21 protein-coding genes are annotated in these 21,716 nt (G+C 37.1%); 12 read left to right on the forward strand and 9 right to left on the reverse strand.

Features of this window, described 5'->3' with window-relative positions; genetic code table 11:
- Window positions 1–48 precede the first annotated feature (48 nt).
- From EKM05_RS02755 to EKM05_RS02770, 4 genes are read left to right on the forward strand one after another with little or no spacing between them, the layout of a single operon-like run.
- A complete protein-coding gene (locus tag EKM05_RS02755; RefSeq protein WP_126553340.1) occupies window positions 49–558 on the forward strand; it encodes a GbsR/MarR family transcriptional regulator in 510 nt (169 codons plus the stop codon).
- Window positions 559–571: 13 nt separating this feature from the next.
- Entirely contained in the window at window positions 572–1,678 is a 1,107-nt protein-coding gene (locus EKM05_RS02760; RefSeq protein WP_126553342.1) for an efflux RND transporter periplasmic adaptor subunit, read from the forward strand.
- Between the two features lie 33 nt (window positions 1,679–1,711).
- Complete coding sequence (locus EKM05_RS02765; RefSeq protein WP_126553344.1) at window positions 1,712–4,882, forward strand: efflux RND transporter permease subunit; 3,171 nt, start codon at window positions 1,712–1,714, stop codon at window positions 4,880–4,882.
- The gene (locus tag EKM05_RS02770) at window positions 4,872–6,284 is read left to right on the forward strand and encodes an efflux transporter outer membrane subunit (RefSeq protein ID WP_126553346.1); all 1,413 of its coding nucleotides are present in this window, start codon (window positions 4,872–4,874) and stop codon (window positions 6,282–6,284) included. Before EKM05_RS02765 ends, EKM05_RS02770 begins: the two co-directional genes overlap by 11 nt.
- Window positions 6,285–6,397: 113 nt before the next feature.
- Here the strand turns inward: EKM05_RS02770 and EKM05_RS02775 are convergent, their stop codons facing one another.
- Entirely contained in the window at window positions 6,398–6,724 is a 327-nt protein-coding gene (locus EKM05_RS02775; protein ID WP_126553348.1) for a hypothetical protein, read from the reverse strand.
- A gap of 359 nt (window positions 6,725–7,083) precedes the next feature.
- On the opposite strand from EKM05_RS02775, the gene EKM05_RS02780 reads away from it, so the two are divergent.
- The 4 genes from EKM05_RS02780 to EKM05_RS02795 all read left to right on the forward strand — a co-directional run bounded on the left by EKM05_RS02780 (window position 7,084) and on the right by EKM05_RS02795 (window position 11,776).
- Window positions 7,084–7,551, forward strand: coding sequence for a (2Fe-2S)-binding protein (locus EKM05_RS02780; protein WP_126553350.1), 468 nt, complete (start codon window positions 7,084–7,086; stop codon window positions 7,549–7,551).
- Window positions 7,552–7,669: 118 nt separating this feature from the next.
- Complete coding sequence (locus tag EKM05_RS02785; RefSeq protein WP_199741559.1) at window positions 7,670–8,248, forward strand: hypothetical protein; 579 nt, start codon at window positions 7,670–7,672, stop codon at window positions 8,246–8,248.
- Between the two features lie 41 nt (window positions 8,249–8,289).
- Entirely contained in the window at window positions 8,290–10,455 is a 2,166-nt protein-coding gene (locus tag EKM05_RS02790) for a xanthine dehydrogenase family protein molybdopterin-binding subunit (RefSeq protein WP_199749574.1), read from the forward strand.
- Window positions 10,456–10,636: 181 nt separating this feature from the next.
- Complete coding sequence (locus EKM05_RS02795) at window positions 10,637–11,776, forward strand: cysteine desulfurase family protein (RefSeq protein WP_126553354.1); 1,140 nt, start codon at window positions 10,637–10,639, stop codon at window positions 11,774–11,776.
- A 46-nt stretch (window positions 11,777–11,822) separates the two neighbouring features.
- Here EKM05_RS02795 and EKM05_RS02800 read toward each other — a convergent pair whose 3' ends face one another.
- The 8 genes from EKM05_RS02800 to EKM05_RS02835 all read right to left on the reverse strand — a co-directional run bounded on the left by EKM05_RS02800 (window position 11,823) and on the right by EKM05_RS02835 (window position 18,549).
- Entirely contained in the window at window positions 11,823–12,263 is a 441-nt protein-coding gene (locus tag EKM05_RS02800; RefSeq protein WP_126459452.1) for a molybdenum cofactor biosynthesis protein MoaE, read from the reverse strand.
- Window positions 12,263–13,369 (reverse strand): HesA/MoeB/ThiF family protein, encoded by a 1,107-nt coding sequence (locus tag EKM05_RS02805; protein ID WP_126553356.1) that lies wholly within the window; start codon window positions 13,367–13,369, stop codon window positions 12,263–12,265. The genes EKM05_RS02800 and EKM05_RS02805 overlap by 1 nt, the downstream gene beginning before the upstream one ends.
- Window position 13,370: 1 nt before the next feature.
- A complete protein-coding gene (locus tag EKM05_RS02810; protein ID WP_126553358.1) occupies window positions 13,371–13,598 on the reverse strand; it encodes a MoaD/ThiS family protein in 228 nt (75 codons plus the stop codon).
- Window positions 13,599–13,883: 285 nt separating this feature from the next.
- Window positions 13,884–14,618: a sulfite exporter TauE/SafE family protein gene (locus tag EKM05_RS02815; RefSeq protein ID WP_126451535.1), complete on the reverse strand. Its 735-nt coding sequence runs from the start codon at window positions 14,616–14,618 to the stop codon at window positions 13,884–13,886.
- Between the two features lie 55 nt (window positions 14,619–14,673).
- On the reverse strand, window positions 14,674–15,852 hold the full coding sequence (glp, locus tag EKM05_RS02820; protein WP_126553360.1) for a gephyrin-like molybdotransferase Glp: 1,179 nt from the start codon (window positions 15,850–15,852) through the stop codon (window positions 14,674–14,676).
- Window positions 15,849–16,436: an NTP transferase domain-containing protein gene (locus EKM05_RS02825; RefSeq protein ID WP_126553362.1), complete on the reverse strand. Its 588-nt coding sequence runs from the start codon at window positions 16,434–16,436 to the stop codon at window positions 15,849–15,851. Before EKM05_RS02825 ends, glp begins: the two co-directional genes overlap by 4 nt.
- Window positions 16,436–17,416: a GTP 3',8-cyclase MoaA gene (gene moaA, locus EKM05_RS02830; RefSeq protein ID WP_126459434.1), complete on the reverse strand. Its 981-nt coding sequence runs from the start codon at window positions 17,414–17,416 to the stop codon at window positions 16,436–16,438. The genes EKM05_RS02825 and moaA overlap by 1 nt, the downstream gene beginning before the upstream one ends.
- Window positions 17,417–17,418: 2 nt before the next feature.
- Entirely contained in the window at window positions 17,419–18,549 is a 1,131-nt protein-coding gene (locus tag EKM05_RS02835) for an XdhC family protein (protein WP_126451531.1), read from the reverse strand.
- A 202-nt stretch (window positions 18,550–18,751) separates the two neighbouring features.
- Here EKM05_RS02835 and EKM05_RS14350 point away from each other — a divergent pair, with 202 nt between their 5' ends.
- From EKM05_RS14350 to EKM05_RS02850, 4 genes are all read left to right on the forward strand, one after another.
- Window positions 18,752–18,925 (forward strand): hypothetical protein, encoded by a 174-nt coding sequence (locus tag EKM05_RS14350; RefSeq protein WP_156063247.1) that lies wholly within the window; start codon window positions 18,752–18,754, stop codon window positions 18,923–18,925.
- A 203-nt stretch (window positions 18,926–19,128) separates the two neighbouring features.
- Complete coding sequence (locus EKM05_RS02840) at window positions 19,129–20,682, forward strand: PglZ domain-containing protein (RefSeq protein WP_126553364.1); 1,554 nt, start codon at window positions 19,129–19,131, stop codon at window positions 20,680–20,682.
- Between the two features lie 61 nt (window positions 20,683–20,743).
- Window positions 20,744–21,151, forward strand: a complete 408-nt coding sequence (gene tsaE, locus EKM05_RS02845; RefSeq protein ID WP_126514868.1) for a tRNA (adenosine(37)-N6)-threonylcarbamoyltransferase complex ATPase subunit type 1 TsaE — start codon at window positions 20,744–20,746, stop codon at window positions 21,149–21,151.
- Window positions 21,152–21,159: 8 nt separating this feature from the next.
- Window positions 21,160–21,633, forward strand: coding sequence for a GNAT family N-acetyltransferase (locus tag EKM05_RS02850; protein WP_126514867.1), 474 nt, complete (start codon window positions 21,160–21,162; stop codon window positions 21,631–21,633).
- The last annotated feature ends 83 nt before the right edge of the window (window positions 21,634–21,716 follow it).

Genomic DNA, 21,716 nt, shown 5'->3' on the forward strand with positions numbered 1-21,716 from the left:
GCTTAGTTCGGTAAATGCCGAACTAAATAGTACTTTTGCAAAAAAATTATGAACAATATTCCTAAAGAAAGAGAAGAACTTATAGAAATGTTCGGAATTCATTTTGAGTTACTGTATAATTTATCTCCGCTTGGCTCCAGAATTCTGGGACTATTAATAATTGATGGCTGCAAAAAAGGATTAACCTTTGAAGAAATAGTTGAAAAACTGGGCGCCAGTAAAAGTTCGATTTCTACAAACTTGAATCTGCTGCTAAAAATGGACAAAATAAATTATTATACGTTAACTGGTGATCGAAAAAAATATTTCAAATCCAGTCCATTTAGCGAAAGACTGACTAATTATCTAAAAATACTTGATTTTGAAAAACAAATAATCGAAAAATTGCAAGCGTACCGTGAAAAAAACATTTCATGTCCTGAAGAGCAGTGCAATCTGGAAAATACAAAAGCATACAAAAAACATGTAATAGAAGTCGAAGAATTATTGATTAAAACCATCCATAAATTCAAAGAAATAGAAAATAACAATAGTAAAATAATAATTAATCAATTTTAGTAAATAGTCCCAGATGAAAAAAAAATATTTTATAAGTGTAATTTTATTATCAATAAGCTTGCTCTCCTGCAAAAAAGAAACGGCTAAAACGGCTCCTTCTGTTATGTCCTACAAAGTGGTTGAGATAGCAACCTCTAATACAACTTTATTAGCTGAATATCCTGCGAGTTTAGAAGGCGTTACCGATATAGATATTCGTGCAAAAGTAGATGGATATATTCAAAAAATATATGTACAAGAAGGACAAGAAGTTAAAAAAGGGCAATTGCTTTTTAAATTAGAGACTCAAACAGCAACCCAGGAAGCTGGCGCTGCAAAAGCAAAAGTTGCGGCTGCTCAAGTGGAGGTAAATCGTTTAATCCCTTTGGTAGAGCGTGACATCATCAGTGATGTGCAATTAGAAACGGCTAAAGCAAATTTAGCTAGTGCTAAAAGTACATATCAAAGTATCGTTGCCAGAATTAATTATGCTACTATAAAAAGTCCTGTTAACGGAATTGTAGGAACTTTACCTTTAAGACTTGGAAGTTATGTAAGCAGCCAAACTGTTGAACCTTTAACCCGAATTTCGGATGTGAGCACGATTTATGCCTATTTTTCAGTAAATGAAAAAGAACAATTGGATATCATGATGAATACTCCAGGAAAGTCATTTCAAGAAAAAATAAACAAAATGGAAGCGGTAAATTTAATTTTAAGCAATGGGATGCAATATGAACAAAAGGGTAAAATTGAAACCTTTAGCGGACAAGCCAACACACAAACAGGATCGTTTAATGTACGAGCACGTTTTACAAACGGAAACAAATTGTTGCGTTCTGGAGAAAGTGGAACGATACAAATCCCTACACATTTAGAGGATGTTATTGTCATTCCTCAAAATGCAACATTAGAATTACAAGACAAACGCATTGCACTTGTTGTGGATAAAAACAACAAAGTGCAAGCAATCCCAATTGAAGTTCGCGCAATTCCTGGAGGTCAATTTTTTGTAGTGGATAGCGGATTAAATGTAAACGATAAAATACTTGTTGAAGGAGTGGGGATAGTAACTGAAGGAACCCTCATTAAGGCTGAAATTATTGATTTTAAAACTATCATCAATCCAACAAAAAAGTAATTCAGAAACTAATTATTGAATAAATAACAAAATATGTTTTCAAAATTCATTGACAGACCGGTATTGTCAACGGTGATCTCTATTATCATCGTAATTTTAGGAGTTTTAGGGTTAATCTCACTCCCTGTCTCACAATATCCAGAAATAGCGCCACCTACGGTAACCGTAGCAGCAAACTATCAAGGCGCCAGTGCCGAAGTTGTAATGAGCTCGGTAGTAATTCCATTAGAAGAACAAATCAACGGTGTTGAAGACATGACTTACATGACTTCTACATCAAATAATGACGGTTCAGCAGCTATTAATATTTACTTTAAATTAGGTACAAATCCAGATTTAGCAGCTGTGAATGTGCAAAATCGTGTTTCACGTGCTACACCTTTGTTGCCTCAAGAAGTTACAAGAGCCGGTGTAACAACTTCAAAGAGACAAAGCGACAATATTTTGATTTTATCTTTATACAGCGACAACCCGGATTATGATGATACTTTCCTTCAAAATTATGCTAACATCAATATTTTACCAAAAATAAAACGTGTAGCAGGAGTTGGAGAAGCAATGATTTTTGGACAAAAAGACTACTCGATGCGTATTTGGCTTAAGCCAGATGTAATGGGAGCTTATGGACTTGTTCCTTCGGATATTACAGCTTTATTGGCTGAGCAGAATATTGAAGCCGCTCCCGGTCAGTTAGGTGAAAGTAGTGACCAATCTTTTCAATATACATTAAAATACAAAGGGCGTCTGCAAGATGTAAAAGAGTTCGAAGAAATTATTATCCGTTCAACCCAAAACGGAGAAATCCTTAAATTAGGGGATGTCGCAAAAATTGAATTGGGGGCTGTAAATTACGCCAGTAATGCGTACACAAATGGAAACAAATCTATTGCAATTGCTATTGCACAAACTGCAGGATCTAATGCACAAGCAGTAATTGAAGGTTCTTTAAAAGTGTTAGATGAAGCGGAAGTAAATTTCCCGAAAGGGGTAAAATATGCCACCTTAATTAATGCAAATGACTTCTTAGAAGAATCTATCACTAAAGTGATCTACACTTTGATTGAAGCCTTTTTATTGGTTTTTATTGTGGTTTTTATCTTCTTACAAGACTGGAGATCTACCCTTATACCAGCAATATCTGTGCCTGTTGCAATTGTGGGTACTTTCTTTTTCCTAAGTTTATTTGGCTTTACCATTAATTTATTAACTCTTTTTGCCTTGGTATTGGCTGTGGGAATTGTGGTCGATGATGCCATTGTAGTAGTTGAAGCCGTCCATGCCAAAATGGAAGCTGGGGAACATGATCCCAAAAAAGCAGCTCATAGTGCCATGCAAGATATTAGTAGTGCAATTATTTCTATTACCCTTGTCATGTCGGCGGTATTTATTCCTGTTTCTTTTATTAGTGGTTCAGCGGGCGTTTTCTACAAGCAGTTTGGAATAACTTTGGCTGTTGCAATTGTATTATCAGCTATTAACGCCCTAACACTTTCTCCTGCTTTGTGTGCCATTTTCTTGAAAGAACACGATAAAAACTCAAAGAAAAAAGGTTTTGCAGAACGCTTTTATACGGCATTCAATGTTGGGTTTGAAACAACAACCGCTAAGTATAAAAGATCTGTTGAGTTTTTTATAAAACGTAAATGGTTGGCTTTTTTAGGAATTGCCATTTTTGCAGGGATTTTTATCTTATTATTAAATATTACGCCAAAGGCTTTTGTTCCGGGTGAGGATACAGGAGCAATTCTTTCTGACGTTTCTCTTCCGCCCGGCACTTCATTAGAAAGAACCGAGGAAGTATTATTGCAAATTGAAAATAAAGTAAAAGATATTCCTGAAATAAAAGAAGTACTTCGTATTTCAGGTCGTAGTTTAATAAGTGGTACAGGTAGTAATTACGGAATGGTAATTGTAAAATTAAAAACTTGGGCTGAACGTAAAGATGCGAATCAGGAAATAAATGCAGTAATAGCTGAATTGTTTAAGCGTACGGCTTCTGTTAAAGATGCAAAAGTCCTGTATTTTGCTCGTCCTACACTTGTTGGTTTTGGTTTTACCAATGGTTTTGAATTTCAATTACAAGATCAAAAAGGAGGAACAATTGAGGAGTTGGATGAAGTAAAAAGTAAATTTTTAGGAGCTTTAAATAGCCGTCCCGAAATCAAATATGCAACTACCTCTTTTTCTCCAAATTATCCGCAATACCGAATTGATTTGAATGTTGCTACCATAAAGAAATCAGGGTTAACTGTCACGGATGTTTTAGGCACTATGCAAGGATATTATGGTGGCGTTTATGCTTCTAATTTTAACAAATTTGGAAAACATTTTCGGGTGGTTTACCAATCTGAACCCGAATTTAGAAGTAATCCCGAATCGTTAAATCAAGTATTGGTAAGAAATAATACTGGTCAGATGGCTCCTATTTCACAATTTGTGACTTTAGTAAAAGTATTTGGCCCTCAGGCAATAGAACGTTTCAATTTATTCACTTCTATAAAAGTAACAGGGGCTCCAAATGAAGGTTTCAGCTCAGGTGATGCCATTAAAGCAGTTGAAGAAGTGGCAAGTCAAACCTTACCTATTGGTTATGGTTATGAGTTTTCAGGAATGACTCGTGAGGAAATAAGTGCTGGCGGTCAAACATTGTATATTTTCCTATTGTGTTTGGTTTTTGTATATTTCTTGTTAGCCGCTCAATATGAGAGTTATATGTTGCCTTTTGCGGTATTAATTTCATTACCAATTGGTTTAGCAGGAGCATACTTATTTGCTTATTTTTTCAATGTGAGTGATAATATTTACCTACAAATAACACTTATTATGCTTATTGGATTACTCGCTAAGAACGCCATTTTAATCGTCGAGTTTTCTGTAGATTCCAGAAAAAAAGGAATGAGTATCACCCAAGCGGCTATTCATGGTGCAGTTGCTCGTTTACGTCCTATATTGATGACATCATTTGCATTTATTTTCGGATTATTGCCTTTGATGTTAGCTAAAGGAGCTGGAGCTGTTGGGAATAATGCTATTGGAACTGGAGCAATTGGCGGTATGTTAATAGGAACCATTTTTGGTATTTTTGTAATACCGGTATTGTTTATCGTTTTCCAAACCTTACAAGAAAAAATTTCTACAAAACCACTTCCGATAACAAATCAGGAAACTGATGTCGCACTTTTAAATAAAGAAAATGAAGAATAAGTTAATTAAAATAGCAGTAGTTGTTATAACCGCTACTGTAATGCAGTCGTGCTTTGTTGCTAAAAAATACGATAGGCCAGAATTAAAAACCGAAAATCTTTACAGAACTGAAGTTGTTTCAAATGATACCACTTCACTTGCTAATGTTGCTTGGGATCTCGTTTTTACCGATCCTCTTTTGCAAGGGTATATCAAAAAAGGGTTAAACAATAACCTGGATATCAGAATTGCAATGCAAAATATCCAAGCTGCCGAGGCTACCATGCGACAGGGAAAAGCAGGGTATTTTCCAACACTTTCTGTAGGTGCCGACTGGACGCATCAAGAGCTTTCTAAAAACAGTCAATTAGGTAACTTAATAAGCCGTGGTGGTGGTGCAACTAATGTGGATCAATACCAGTTTACAGGGAATCTTTCTTGGGAAGCAGACATTTGGGGAAAAATACGAAGCAACAAGCGCGCAGCAAATGCGGCCTATCTTCAAACTACAGCAGCGAATCAAGTGGTCAAAACACAATTAATTGCTACCCTTGCCGCAACCTATTATCAATTGCTTTCTGTTGACGCACAAATAAAATTAACAGAACGAACCTTGATTAACAGAAATCAAAGTATTGAAACAATTGTAGCATTAAAGGCGGCAGGAAATGTTACCGAAGTTGGTGTGAAGCAAACCGAAGCGCAAAAATATGCTACCGAAATTATCCTTGCTGATTTAAAGAATAATAGTATCATTCTTGAAAACACGATGAGCATTCTTATGGGTGAAGCTTCTGCCAAAATTGAAAGAAGCACTTTTGAAACACAATCCTTACAACCAACCATTACACTTGGTGTACCTGCTACGTTACTAAGAAACAGACCTGACGTGATTGCAGCAGAATACAACTTTATTTCGAGTTTTGAGCAAACCAATGTAGCTAAAAGTAATTTTTATCCAACGTTAAAACTTACTGCAACAGGAGGACTTCAGAGTATTGATTTGAAAGAATGGTTTAGCGCTAATTCCCTTTTTGCTAATGTAATTACGGGGTTGACACAACCTATTTTTAATCAAAGACAGATTAAAACCAGATTTGAAATTGCAAAAGCAAATCAGGAAAAAGCCTATCTTCAGTTTGAGCAGTCTTTGTTGACCGCCGGAAAAGAAGTTTCGGATGCATTGGCACAATACAACAATGAAACCTACAAACTCACCGTGAGGGGAAAACAAGTAGCTGCATTGAATAAAGCCACTGATTATTCAGATGAATTATTGACGTACGGACTAGCGAATTATTTAGAAGTTTTAACTGTAAAAGACAATGCTTTGAATGCAGAATTAAGCTTGATAGACAATAAATTCCAACAATACAAAGCCATAATTCAATTGTACAGAGCCCTTGGTGGGGGCTGGCAATAAGACTTACTTGATTAATTAGAATTGATTTCTGTTAGTTCCAGAACCACTGTTTATTGTATAAGCAGTGGTTTTGTCTTTTAATTCGGATTCCAATATTTAAGTAGTGGACTTTCTCAGTGAAAGAGTAAAGTATAAAAAAATACAAACCCAAACGTAAGAAGCGTAATTAATACGAATCCAAAGAACATACTTCTTTGGGACTCAATTACTGGTTTGTTGTCTTTATATAAACTCATTACCACTCCGTTAGCACCATATCCCAAAATAAATTTGCACGCTACTTCTTGATCGTTTTCAATTATTTTAAAATGATGTGTTCCTCCTGCTATAGAACGTTTCTCCGAAACTATTTTTCCGTTTAATAGTATAGTTTCTTTTGCCATAAAAGAATTAAAAACTTCTATCTTATTGTCTCCAAGAGTGATTGTTGTAAACTTCATTATTCAATTTGCTTTAGTATTTAATTACGTCCTTTCAAAGTATTATAAATCTCTGTTGTTGGGTAAAAGTATATAATTATCGAAGTAATAACTAGGACTGCACATTTAAATCAGAATTTTAAGGAATAAAACCATAATATAAACCTCAAAAATGTACTTATTATCTCATTGTCAGATGCAACCCCTATTTTTACAATAGTAAAAGTGAGTTGAGAATCATAATACAGTATTTACTTTTCGTTAAATTTAGTGTTAATATTAGAAAACCTTTATTTTTTTTAGTAAGTTTAAACATTAGATATTTTTTTACCTATTTTCAGGAAACTGTCTATTGATCTTTAATCTAATTTCAAGTACTTATGATAACATTAAACGTAAATAATAAAACCTATCAAGTTGATGTAAGTCCGGACATGCCTCTACTATGGGTAGTAAGGGACACACTGGGCCTGACTGGAACAAAATTTGGTTGTGGTGTTGCACAGTGCGGAGCATGCGTGTTGCATCTTGATGGAGAAGCAGTTCGATCCTGCGTAACTAAAGTCAGCAGGGCCGAAGGAAAAAAAATAACCACAATTGAAGGCTTGTCTTTACATAATGACCATCCAGCGCAACTGGCATGGAATGAAATGGATGTACCCCAATGCGGATACTGCCATTCCGGCCAAATCATGTCAGCTGCAGTGTTATTGAGAGAAAATCCAAAACCGACTGATAAGGATATTGATGACGCGATGTCAGGAAATATTTGTCGATGCGGAACCTATCCTCGTGTAAGAAAAGCCATTCATTTAGCCACACAATTACAAGAAAAAGATAAAAGATAAAAGATAAAAGATACTTCAATATACTAAATCAACTTTTTATAGGATATTCCTCTCTTAAAATAATCAATTTACTATGGCTTCATTCCAAAAAAATAAAACGGCTGTTATTCTCTTTTTTTTGCTCGTTAGTGTAGTTGCATTGGGCTGGACACTAAAACCGGAGAATGAAAGTGAATATATAAATATTAATCCTACTGTAATCATCAAGGACAGCATTGCCTCTGTAAAAGCATTCCAAAAGGTTTATAAAGTTTTAATGAGTCCCCGTTGCGTGAACTGCCACCCTATTGGTGACGTTCCTTTACAAGGAGAAGACAGTCATTTACATGTCATGGCTCCTAAACGCGGTATTGACGGAAGAGGATTATATGCCATGAAATGTACAAATTGCCACCAAACTAAAAATACACCTGGATTACATACGCCACCAGGAAATTCAGACTGGCACTTGCCACCTGCTGATATGAAAATGGTTTTTGAAGGCAGAACAGCTCACCAGCTGGCAAAACAATTAATGGATCCATCTAAAAACGGACATATGGATATTAATAAACTCAAAAAACATGCTGATGATGCTTTTGTTCTTGCAGGATGGAATCCGGGCGAAGGGCGCAGCCTACCGCCACTGACCCATGCAGAGTTTAAAAAAGAATGGCTGACATGGCTAAATAACGGTGCATATGCTCCCGCCAAATAATTTCTAAACCAGAGTATTGTAAAATAAATAATTTCTAAAGTATGATGGATTCAAAAAACAATTTAGTAAATACAAGACGAAGCTTTCTCAAACTTACTGGTTTGGGTGGGGCTGCTCTTTGTATGGGGTTTTATTTACCCGGCGATACAGTTCCAACTTTAATAAAACCATCCGATTTAACAGCAGCTGATATTGAAATGTGCGCCTGGATACTCATCAATACCTCCGGAAAAGTAACCATAGTTAGTCACCGTGCCGAAATGGGTCAGGGTGCCTATCATTCCATTCCGCAAATTATAGCCGAAGAACTAGAAGTGAATTTAAAAGATATAGACGTAGTATTTGCCCAAGGAAATGAAAAAAAATACGGAAACCAGATTACTGGTGGTAGCTCAACCATAAGATCCGCGTACAAAAAATTACTAAAATTGAGCGCCACGGCACGTGAAATGCTGATTGCCGCAGCTGCGCTCCAATGGAATGTATCCGTTGACGATTGCTATGCCGAAGCAGGACATGTTATTCACAGGCCTTCTGGCAAAAAGAAACACTATGGTGAACTGGCAACCCAAGCTTCAAAATTAGAAGCTCCTAAAAATCCTAAACTCAAAAAAATATCCGAATATAAGCTTATCCGCCAGCCATTACACCGTTTGGATACGCCCATGAAAACAAATGGGACTGCTATTTTTGGCCTCGATAAAAAGATTCCAGGCATGCTCTATGCAGCCGTAGAACGAAATCCAAGACTTCGTGGAATAGTAAAAAGTTTTGATGATTCCGTGGCAAAAAAAATACCAGGGGTAAAACAGATTTTTGTGGTAAAAATGATGGTCCACAATACCATTCGGGAAGGAGTCGCCGTTGTGGCTGATTCGACTTGGGCAGCGATGCAGGGGAAAAAGGCTTTAATAGTTGAATGGGATGATACTGGATTTGAACATGTAAACAGTCCCGAAATATTCAAACGCCAGGAAGAATTTATAAAAACAAAGGAAGGATTGCCTCTTAAATCTCAAGGTGATCCTACTGCAATCATAGAAAAATCAAATAAGAAACTGGATGTAATCTACCAGACCCCATACCAATCCCATAGCTGTATGGAACCGCTGAATTGTATTGCCAATTTCCAAGGAGATACTGTAGAAATTTGGGGTCCGATTCAAGCACCTGGATGGGTTCAGGATTTTATAAGCACCCAAATGGGAATTGCAAAAGAAAAGGTAATTGTAAATATGACTTTCCTCGGTGGTGGTTTTGGAAGAAAAGCCTTTACCGATTATCCTCATGAAGCGGTATTGATTTCAAAAGAAATTGGAGCTCCGGTTCAGGTAGTTTGGACACGAGAGGATGACCTTAAGCAGGGCCCTTACCGACCAGGAATCTCTTATCGTTGTGAAGGTGTAGTAAAAGGCGGGAAAATTGAAGCGCTTAAATTTAGAATGGCAGGCCAAAATAACGACCACTGGAGTGGAGGAAAAAAAGACGTTCCTAATGATAGTACCAGCGAAGGATTCCTTGAACCCTATTATGCGAGTATCAAAAATTTAAGCATTTCAGATGTTCCCTTTGAAACACCACTACCAACAATGTGGTGGCGTTCAGTGTATGCTTCTACAAACGGATTTGCGTTTGAAAGTTTTATAGATGAAATGGCTGTAGAAGCTGGCGCGGATCCGCTGGATTTTAGAAGAGCTCATCTACAGGATGAAAGATGCCAAAAACTAATTGACAAAATGGAAGAAGTCTCCGGCTGGAAAAAAAGAAGTAAAAATGAAGGCTATGGTGTAGCCATCACTGAATGTTTCAAATCAACGGTAGGACACATTGTAAAAGTTTCAAAAAATGCCTCTGGAGGTGTAAAAATAGATAATGTTTGGGCCGTCATAGATTGTGGCTGGTATGTAAATCCGGATATTATTCGCGCGCAGGTTGAAGGTTCCATCGTCATGGGTCTGGGTGCGGCAACAATACATGAAATAACATTTAAGGATGGTATAGTAGAACAAAATAATTTTTATGATTACCCAATGCCTCGTATTACGGATATTCCACAAATAGAAGTGTATATTATAGACAATGAAGAAGATGCAGGCGGAGTTGGAGAACCCGGTCTTCCTCCTTTTGCACCAGCGTTGACAAATGCCATTTTTGACCTGACAGGCAAAAGAATACGAAAATTACCATTTAGTCTGGCAACGGTATAATGCCCTATTTTTTTAGCCAGAATCGTTAAAACTTCAAAATGATTCTGGCTAAATTTTCTACCTTTGAAGGTGATGGCAATTACAAGCTCTTTTTTAATTCCTATGCTCCGCAAAAGCAGATTCTTAAAAACTCACAAAAGAACTAAATAAGCATAAAACCTACTTTACAACACTAGTTTAAATGTCACTTATCCAAGAAAAAATCTATTTAGATAATAATGCAACAACGCGTATTGACGATCGGGTGCTTGATGCCATGCTTCCCTATTTCACTAATTTTTATGCCAATGCAAACAGTAGCCACCTGGCTGGATTAACGGTGAAAGAAGCAGTCGAACAGGCCAGATGGCAAACAGCGGAACTAATTCAAGCAAAACCAAACGACATTATTTTTACCTCAGGTGCAACAGAAGCAATAAATCTTGCAATCAAAGGACTTGCAAACGAAAAACGCAAACATATTGTTACTGTAATTACAGAGCACGAAGCCGTTTTGGATACTTGCCTTCACCTAGAAACCATCGGATACAAAATCAGCTATTTAGGCGTCAATAAGGATGGTATTTTAGACCTAGACCTTCTTACAGCATCCGTGACCGAAGAAACTGCACTAGTAATTGTCATGATGGCAAATAACGAAACGGGGACACTCCAGGATATTAAAAAAATCGGGGAAATTGCTAAATCTAAAGAAGCCTATTTCCTGTGCGATGCCACTCAGGCTATAGGAAAAATTCCAATTAATGTCGTTGATTTAGGCATTGACCTTCTGTCTCTTTCTGCACATAAATTTTATGGACCAAAAGGCATCGGTGCATTATTTGTTTCCAAAAAAATAAAAGCAAAATTAACGGGTCAAATCACTGGAGGTGGTCAGCAAAACAGCAAACGAAGCGGTACTTTAAATGTTCCGGGAATCATCGGACTTGGCAAAGCCTGCGAAATTGCAAGCTTAGAAATGGAAAAGGACAGAGATAGGATAACAATAATGCGAGACTTACTTGAAAGGGAACTATTGAAAATACCCGCATCTTTTGTCAATGGTTCGCAAACAAATCGTCTTTACAATACGACCAATATTTGCTTTCGAGGCGTGAATTCTGAAAATCTTATTCTTGCTTTGCAAAATATTTCCGTTTCTAATGGTTCGGCCTGTTCGGCTGTTACATCAGAACCTTCACATGTCTTGAAAGCATTGGGTCTTACAAATGAAAATGCCTTATCTTCGATCCGATTTAGCTTAGGAAAATTCACCACTTTAGCAGAAATTGAATTGACAATTGCTACCGTTTCCGAATTAACACGGCTATTAAAGTCATAAAATAGTATGTTCTAAATCGGATTTAATCCAAGTACGAAAATTAAATTCAGCTATTTATTTTCCACTGATGGGATTGGTCATTAAAAATTTCTTTTCCCCAAATCTGAAGTTCTGCTTTTACGCGTTCTACAATTTCATTACAGGCTTCCATGGCAATGTTTCTGTGCTTAGAAGAAGTGAAAACAAACAGGCATATTTCACCCGCATTGACCACTCCAATACTGTGATGCACATGCATACAGCTCAACTCATATTTAGAAAATAGCTCTTCCCTGATTTCCTGCATTTTTTCTAACGCCATCGCTTCATAAGCACTATATTCAATAGCTTTCACTGTTTTGCCATCAACAACATCTTCCCGAATCTGACCCAGGAAAATACTGTGCGCTCCAATATTTTTTTTAGTCGCATGTTTTGCAATGCTATCTGCTATAAATAATGGAGGAATAGCTCCTTCAATGAAAATATTTTTGATTTTTTTGATCATTATTTAAGTTCTTTTAATGCATTGATGCCGTCTTTTAAGTGGCTTATTTTTTTGGTAGTTCCAAATTTTTCTAATAAAAGTGCCCCTGCTATCAAGCTACGTTTTCCACTTTGGCAGAATAATAGAATCGTACGTTCACTAATTTCTGGAATTTTTTCACTCAGCCCGGATAAGGGAAGAGCACAATATTTGAAATCAGCTTTTGGAAGCTCGTCCTTTTCCCGGACATCAATTACAATAGTATCGTTATTGGAAACTTGGTCTAAAAAATCAATAACAGAAAGGGTTTCAATTTCGGTACTTGCGAGTCCGCAGAGCAAGTTATATTCTGTGGCTTCGAATGTTATTTCATCTTTTGGTATCAAATCAGAAACGGAAACTTCCATATTAATTTCAATGACATACAGTTCATAATTAAGCAAACTGAATGTAAGGAGTCTATTAACCAATACCTCCCCTATTCCTGTAAGTAATTTAATCACCTCCCCAGCCTGCATCAACCCGATGATCCCGGGTAAAACGCCTAAAACACCCGCTTCATTGCAATTTTGAACTTCATCCGGTTTTGGAGGTTTAGGAAACAAATGGCGGTAGTTCGTCTTGTTCTTATTTTCATCTTCAATATTAAAAACAGCCACTTGCCCTTCATATTGATAAATAGCACCAAAAACCAAAGGCTTCTCTAACAAGACACAGGCATCGTTTATCAAATAGCGGGATGCAAAATTATCAGTGCAATCCACTATAATATCATAGGCACGGATGAGTTTTATTGCATTTTTAGAACTAAGTGCAATGGCATAGCCCGTAATACTAATTTCAGGATTGAGGCTTAGTAGTCTTTTGCATGCAACTGTGGCTTTGTCTTTACCAATGTCATCCGTCGTGTATAAAACCTGTCGTTGCAGGTTGCTTAAGGATATGATATCATGATCTACAATGCCAATGGTACCAATCCCAGAGGCAACAAGATACTGCAAGACGGGACATCCTAAACCACCCGCTCCTATCACAAGCACCTTGGCTTTCTCCAGTTTTTGCTGTCCTTTAGTTCCAAAATCTTGAAGTGAATAATGGCGGGAATATCGGGCGTTATAATTTTCCATATTATCCTCCTGAATAAGGTGGCATAAGTGCTACCGTATCATTTTGACCAAATAAAACATTTGTTCCTGCTAATTTCATGTTGACTGCTACCGCATATTTACGATCCGACAATTCTGGAAAAAGTTGCTCTAAAGCTTCTTTCATAGACACGATGTCAGTAGCGTGCAGGCAAATTTCTTTTCCCATAATCGCTGCAATCGAACCAAATGCTATAATTTTAATTTTCATATGTAGATAATATTTGCAAAGCCTTATTTTTCATGATTTTTTCAAATACGGGCGTTTGGGGAAATTACAATAAATCTATCTTTATCCAAAACATCTTAATGCAAAATTCCGCTAAACGTTCTGAATATTTTTTTAATTACGCGTTGTGATTCTGAATTATCAAACATTTATGAGCCATAAATCATCATTAATACTAGTGTCTGAATTTAAGCAAAATTAATTTTAAAAATCCTATATCTATACTTAAACCTATTAAGAATATAATTACTCCTAATTTACATATAACTAAGCTTTTGAAAACACTAATTTATAGGAAGCCAACAGCAAAACTACAGCCAGTACATATTTCAGAATAGTAGCATTAAATTTCTTAGAACCTAAATAAGCACCCAAAAATCCTCCGACCAAAGCTACACCAACAAACAGAGCCATATCTCCCGTGAATGTAATACCTCGTGTGAGCATACCACCTAGCCCCGCTAGAGAATTCACAAATATGAATGCCGCACTTATGGCCGCAGTCTGTTTTTGATTGGTCCATTGCAACAGTAATAAAAGGGGTGAAAGCAAAATACCTCCTCCAATACCAATCATTCCCGACAGCAAGCCCACGATTCCTCCACTAATAATTGCTACGGAAACAGTATGGGGCCTCAATTGACAATCTTCTACATTTTTGAAAAAGAAAAAACGAAGAATAGGAAAAAGCAATAACACTCCCAAAATTCGCTTGTAAACCGTTTCTTCAACGGTAATCATTCCGCCAATAAAGGCCATGGGAATCGACATTGCTGCAATTGGAATAAATATTTTCTTTGAGAAAAACCCACCGCGATAATAGTGTGAAAAAGAAGTTATAGAAACGAAAAGATTGAGCACTAAAGCAGTCGGTTTCATTTCTTCAGGAGCAATACCATAAAGTGCCATTAGCGCCAGATAGCCACTGGCACCACCATGACCGACCGAAGCATATAAGAAAGCAACAAAAAAAAGAATTATGTAAAATACTTCTATAGACATTCATTTAATGAGTTAGGGATATATAGTAAAAATATTGTTTTTTTTGAAACAAGTATTATCCAGGCAGGAGATGAACGGCAACTTCTTCTCCGGCTAGGCAACCTTTTGATTCTTCCGGCAAAACAATAAAGCAATTCGCCTGAGCAAAAGAGTGCAAACGGAAAGATTCTTGTGCATGCAAGGGAGTTACTGTTCCATTGCTATACGAGGCCTTTAGAAAATGTGTTAATCCCCAAGCTTTAGGATAATCATGTGTAACCCTAGCGGTAATTTCCGTCAAGCTATTAGTCAAGCCCATACGATTTTCAAGTACTGGTAACACATACTCGTAAAAACAAGTCAGCGAAGACGAAGGATTTCCAGGAAGTCCAAAAATCAATTTGTCTTTTTTTGTTCCAAAAAACAAAGGCTTCCCGGGCTTCTGCTTGATTTTGTGAAATTGTTGCTCGACACCACACCGCTGCGCCACAAGAGGCACAAAATCATAATCGCCCACACTAACGCCACCGTTCAAAAGAACAATATCATGAGTGTCAAGCGCTTTTTGCAAAACGTCCTGTAATACTTTAATCTGATCTTCAGCAGTTTGTACTGTAATATCTCTGACGCCAATTTTATTTAAAACTGCTTTTAACTGAACGGAATTGGCTTCATAAACCTGACCAAATTCTAAGGGACGACCCGGTTCTTGCAATTCATTTCCGGTAAGGATAATAGCCACTTTTGGAGGTGAATATACCCAAACTTCCGCACAGCCTATTCCGGCTAGAAAGCCTACTGCTGCCGGGGAAAGATAAGTTTCAGCCGCCATGGCAATGACTCCGCTTTCAACCTCTGCTCCTTTTAGTCTTACATTTGCTCCTTTCAAAAGTGTCTGGTCTTCAACTAGTAGTTTTCCGTTTTCAAGGCATATCCGTTCTTGCATTACTACGGTATCAGCTCCCTCCGGCAAAGGAGCGCCGGTAAATATTCTCGTAGCCTCACCTTTATTAAGTACCAGTTGTCTACTCGTACCAGCCGCCATTTCTCCTATAATGGTAAGAAGACTGTCCTTATCTTCATATTTCATAGCATAACCATCCATGGAAGATTGATGAAAATTTGGAATGTCTATCATGGCTCGAATGTCTCTTGCGGTCACTTGTCCATGAGCATATTGGAGTGCGACGAGCTCACTTTTTTTTGTCAAAGCTGCTCCCATAATTAGTTGTTTTGCTTCTTTTACAGAAATCATTTGGGATGGATCAGTTGTTCGTAATCTTCTATAGTGTCGATATCAACAGCCCCTTTTTCAAAGGGAATGCTGGCCACATCTTTTTTGTATTTTTCAATCATTTTTCGGGCTCCGGCATTACCAGAAAGCTGCATTAGCTCAGTAAAGTATTTTCTGCTGAACAAAACGGGAGTTCCCATCGTATTGGCATAGCTAGAGGCGATAATACCTTTTCCGGTTTTTTTATGCTTTTCAATTAAGCTGCGGAAAACAACAGCATCAATATGAGGCTGGTCACAAACGGCCAAAATGCAGTGCTCAATGTCTAAATTAACAAGCAGCAACTCCTCCAAGCCTTTGCTTATCGAAGACCCCATGCCTTTTTGCCAATCAGGATTTCGGCAAATTAAAACCGAATTAACTTCTTTTTCAATAGCGGTGTTCTTTGAACCCATTACAACAATCGCTTTAGTGCTTACTTCGAGTATTTGTTCTACAGTATGAAAAAGTAAGGTTTTACCATTAAATTCAAGTAACTGTTTGGGCCGACCCAAGCGCGAGGAACTCCCCGCTGCCAATAGTACTATTCCTGTTTTATTTTCCATCAGCCGCCTATTGTAATCATACTTCTATTTTTAAGTTTACTGGCATCTATATCTTCAAAAACGCCACTAAATTGACCTCCTAAAGCTTTGGCCTTAGCCATAATAGTGTCTTCTATCAAAGGCAAAATTTCTTGACCGGCACGTAAAGCGCCAAGCAAATCGGTTTCCTCTTTAGAGAATAAGCAATTTTTTAATTTTCCATCAGCCGTCAGTCGCATGCGGTTGCAAGTTTCACAAAAAGGAGAACTCATTGTACTAATTACAGCAAAGGAACCCACATGACCCGGAATCATATATTTTTTTGAGGTATCGTTGGGTTCGGGCTGCACCGGAAGGACATCATATTTTGAAGCGACTTTCAACAAAATCTCTTGCAGGGTAAAAACCTGGTTACTCGTCCAGTTATTACCACTGAAAGGCATGAATTCGATAAACCGTACTTCGATTGTATTGTGTTGGGTCAGTGCTATAAAATCCAGAATTTCGTTCTCGTTGAGGCCTTTCATCACAACCACATTTATTTTCACACGAATCCCGTGCTGCAACAGCAATTCGATATTACTTCTGACACGATGATACAAATCTCTTCGGGTAATTTTCAAAAATTTATCGGCTTGCAAAGTATCTAAGCTGATATTTATCGCCTTAATATTTGCCGCTAAAAGCTCGTCTAGCATTTCATTTATCCGCACGCCATTGGTAGTAATAGCGAGTTCAACTCCTAATTTTCCCAAAGATTCTATAATCCGTGGAGCGTCTTTTCGTACCAAAGGTTCGCCTCCGGTCAGGCGAATTTTTTTTACGCCATTGGCCACGAATAATTTGGCGATGGTTTCGATCTCTTCAACCTGCATTAATTTAGAGGCTGGTGCAAAGGCATAATTTTCTTCTGGCATGCAATAAAAACAGCGTAGATTGCAATTATCAGTCAGTGAAATCCTGAGATAGTCGTGAACGCGTCCGAATGTGTCTTTTATCATAATCAAGTATTTTTAATCCCATTCGTAGCAGGATGTATTTTATTTTTTTTGTGTTTGAGCGAGTTCGCCGTTTTTCCTTCCATCACTGCTTTTATTTCTGCTACAACAGAAAGCGCTATTTCTTCTGATGTTTCCGCACCAATATCAAGGCCTATCGGACCATAGATTCGATCCAGCTGTGCTTTAGTTACCACAATTCCTTCGGCGCTCAAATCATCAAACATGCGGTTCAGTTTTGTCTTTGGACCTAATATTCCGATGTACATACAATCAGTTTCCAAAAGCAATTTTAAAACTTCCAGATCATATTTGTAGTTATGCGTCATCAGGACAAAGAAAGTCCGGGAGTCAATGCTGCTGTTTTCTACTAATTGCAGTGGCTTGGTTACAAGTATTTGCTTGGCTTCTGGAAAACGTTTTGCGGTTGAATGCGTTGCTCTTCCGTCACCTACAAGTACTTCCCAACCTAATAAATTAGCCATTTTTACTAATGGTTGCGCATCATTTCCTGCACCGGCAAGTACTAGCGAAACTGGGAGTGGGATGTATTCGATTAAAGCTTCATGTTCATGATCTTCTAGCTGTATTTTTTTTATAATCGATGATTTGCTATAAAGTACTTCCTTGAAAGCTACATGCAATGCCTTTAAATCAGTTCTTTGACTAATCACCAGATCTTCTCGGTACACTAATACAGTCCCTATTTGTACAGTATTCCGCTCCAAGGAAAACAAGGTCAAAACCACGGCTTCTTTGCGTTCTGCTACCGATTGTTCCAACAAGTAAATCGGATTACATACTGCACATTCATCGATGTATTCAAAAAGAATATGGACAATTCCGTTGCATCCTAATTGCACTCCAAAATCAGAATCGCTTTCATCACTGGTATCGTAGGTAATTAGCTTATTTTGTTTTTGGTGTATGGCCAGCAGTGCTTTTCGCAAGGCATCGCCTTCAAGGCATCCGCCGCTAATAGCACCGGTCAAAATACCGTCTTCTGTTACAAGCATGCGTGCGCCCGGCTGACGGTAAGAAGAGCCTTCTACTTTGACCACTGTTGCCAATGCTGTTTTTTTTCCACTCGCTTTGGCTGCTGAATAGGCTTTTAAAATATCTGTAACTTCTTTCATTAGTCTTTTTTTTAACGGCTTAGATTCTGTTTTTAAAATATTTTCTCTTAAAAACAGAGTAAGCGATACACAACATGAATGGAGTATCGTACAACAGAATATCACATTCAATTGTATAACCATCAGTTTCAATTTTTTAGCAATACGAGCCGAATGTACCGCTCCGATTGACTAATCAATTCCGAAATTTAATCAATTTATTATGGATATCAAACCTATTCACAACGAATCTAGGTTAAAAAAACCTGTCACGAAGGAGTTTTTAGATAACACGGTAAGTGGTGTGCTGGTTTTAAATGATAAATTTGCCATTAGATTAGGCGAAAACAATACCAAACACATGTATTATATAGCTCAAATTTCATCTAAAATATAGCGTACAGTCAGACCCGGACGGAGTTTACGAACGATGAGGCACCCCCAAAAATTAACTTAAAACAGAATTAAAGTGAATTGTAATTTTAAAAATTATAACGTAAATATGTTAAAAAATTATAATAACATTAGCAGATAGCAATTCCAAAAAAATGTAATTTGCCACTTTAATTTAGTTCTTTCGAACACCTGTTACTACAACTTATGGATAAAATAAAAATACTTTGGGTAGATGATGAAATCGACCTTTTGAAACCACATATATTATTTCTGGAAAAGAAAAATTACGAGGTTACGACCTGTAACAACGGACTTGATGCCATTGGAATTTTTGAAGAAAACAATTTTGATATTATTTTTCTGGATGAAAATATGCCTGGAATGAGTGGTTTGGAAACGCTGTCAGAAATGAAGGAGAAAAAATCTTCGGTTCCCATGATTATGATTACGAAAAGCGAGGAAGAATACATTATGGAGGAAGCCATAGGGTCAAAAATTGCCGATTATTTGATCAAACCCGTGAATCCAAATCAGATTTTGTTGAGTTTGAAGAAAAATCTGGATCATTCCCGATTGATTTCTCAAAAAACAACGCTGGATTATCAGAAAGAATTTAGAAAAATCACCATGGAAATGGCGATGGTGAATTCCTATGAAGACTGGGTTGAGTTATACAAAAAATTGATTTTTTGGGAACTGGAATTGGAAAATATCGATGATCAGAGTATGATTGAAATTTTGGAATCCCAGAAAACAGAAGCCAATTCCCAGTTTGGAAAATTCATAGAGCGCAATTATGAGGATTGGTTTGCTCCAAAGGCCGATAAACCGGTTCAATCGCACACCTTATTCAAAGAATTAGTGCTTCCTGAACTCCAGAAAAAAGACAAGCCTATTTTGTTTGTCGTAATTGATAACCTGCGCTATGACCAGTGGAAAACCTTTGAAAGTGTAGTAGGAAATTACTATAAACTAGAAAAAGAAGTGCCTTACTATTCTATTCTTCCTACGGCGACACAATATGCGCGAAACGCTATTTTCTCCGGTTTAACCCCGCTGGAAATGGAAAAACAGTTTCCGAAATACTGGAAAAACGACCCGGAAGAAGGCGGAAAGAACCTTTTTGAAGCCGAATTTTTGACGGCGCAACTAAAAAGATTGGGTTTGAATATCAAGGAAGATTATTTTAAAATAACAAGTCTTGCCAGCGGAAAAAAATTATCAGAGGGATTTAAAGCACTAAAAGATAATGATTTAGTAACTGTTGTATATAACTTTGTAGACATGCTTTCCCATGCCAAAACAGAGATGGATGTCGTAAAAGAATTGGCCTCTGATGATAAAGCGTATCGCTCGCTGACCTTGAGTTGGTTTAAGAATTCTCCACTTTTAGAAATCATTCAACAAGCTCAAAAAATGGGTTTCAAATTAATTTTGACCACGGATCACGGAACGATAAACGTAAAAAATCCATCGAAAGTGGTAGGTGACAAAAACACTAGTTTGAACTTGCGGTATAAAACCGGACGCAGTTTGACATACGAACACAAAGATGTTTATGCCGTGAAAGAACCAAAAAATATTGGTTTGCCTACCATAAATATGAGCAGTTCGTATATTTTTGCAAAAAATGATTTATTTTTGGCCTATGTCAACAACTACAATCATTATGTGAGTTATTACAAAAATACGTATCAGCACGGGGGTATTTCATTAGAAGAAATGATTATTCCATTTTTGGTTTTTAACCCAAAATAACTAGTCAGTATCCGATTTAAATGTATTGCATGAACCTTAATTTTTAAACAATTTTACAAGAATGAATATCATTTTTTCTATCGACGAACTCGAGGAAGTGGCGCAAAAAATCATTACAAAAAACCCTAAAAAAGTGATTCTTTTTCATGGGGAAATGGGAGTTGGTAAAACAACTTTGATCAAGAAATTGTGCAAAACGCTTGGCGTAACCGGAGCAACAAGCAGTCCAACCTTTTCTCTGGTTAATGAATATGAAGCATCTAACAATCAGTTAGTTTATCATTTTGATTTTTATAGATTAAATACTGAATTCGAAGCGCTGGATATGGGGATTGATGATTACTTGTATTCTGGTAATTGGTGCTTTATAGAATGGGCTGAAAAGATCCCAAATTTGATTCCGGAAGCACATTCCGTTATAACTATTTCACTGCTTCCTGACGGAAAACGTTCTTTAACCTTAAGTTAAAAATAAATATGAGTGTAGACAATACCGTCGAAATAATACCATTTTGCCCTGCTTTCAAAGACGCGATAAAAACATTAAATCTGGAATGGTTACAAAAATATTTTAGGGTTGAACCCAAAGATGAAAAAATACTTTCAGATCCGCAAGGTCAGATAATTGACAAAGGCGGAATGATTTTTTATGCAAAATACAAGAATACCATAGTAGGAACAGTTTCCTTAATAAAAATCGATAATGCCACTTTTGAACTGAGTAAAATGGCTGTTACTGATAACGCGCAAGGACTGGGAATTGGCAAAAAATTAATGTTGCATTGCTTTGCTGTTGCCGAATCAAAAGGAATAGAGAAACTAATTTTATATTCGAACAGGAAATTACTATCGGCTATTCATTTGTATGAAAAATTCGGTTTCGCCGAAGTACCGTTAGAAGATGGCGTTTATGAGCGAGCCGATATAAAAATGGAAAGAATCATTCACTGAGATTTAGTTGTCTTATAAACGAATTTATCAAGATTGAATTCGTATCGTTTATAAAACTTTTTACGTAAATTGTACCCTTAATT

This window comes from Flavobacterium sp. GSP27, assembly GCF_003970395.1.
Lineage (GTDB): Bacteria > Bacteroidota > Bacteroidia > Flavobacteriales > Flavobacteriaceae > Flavobacterium.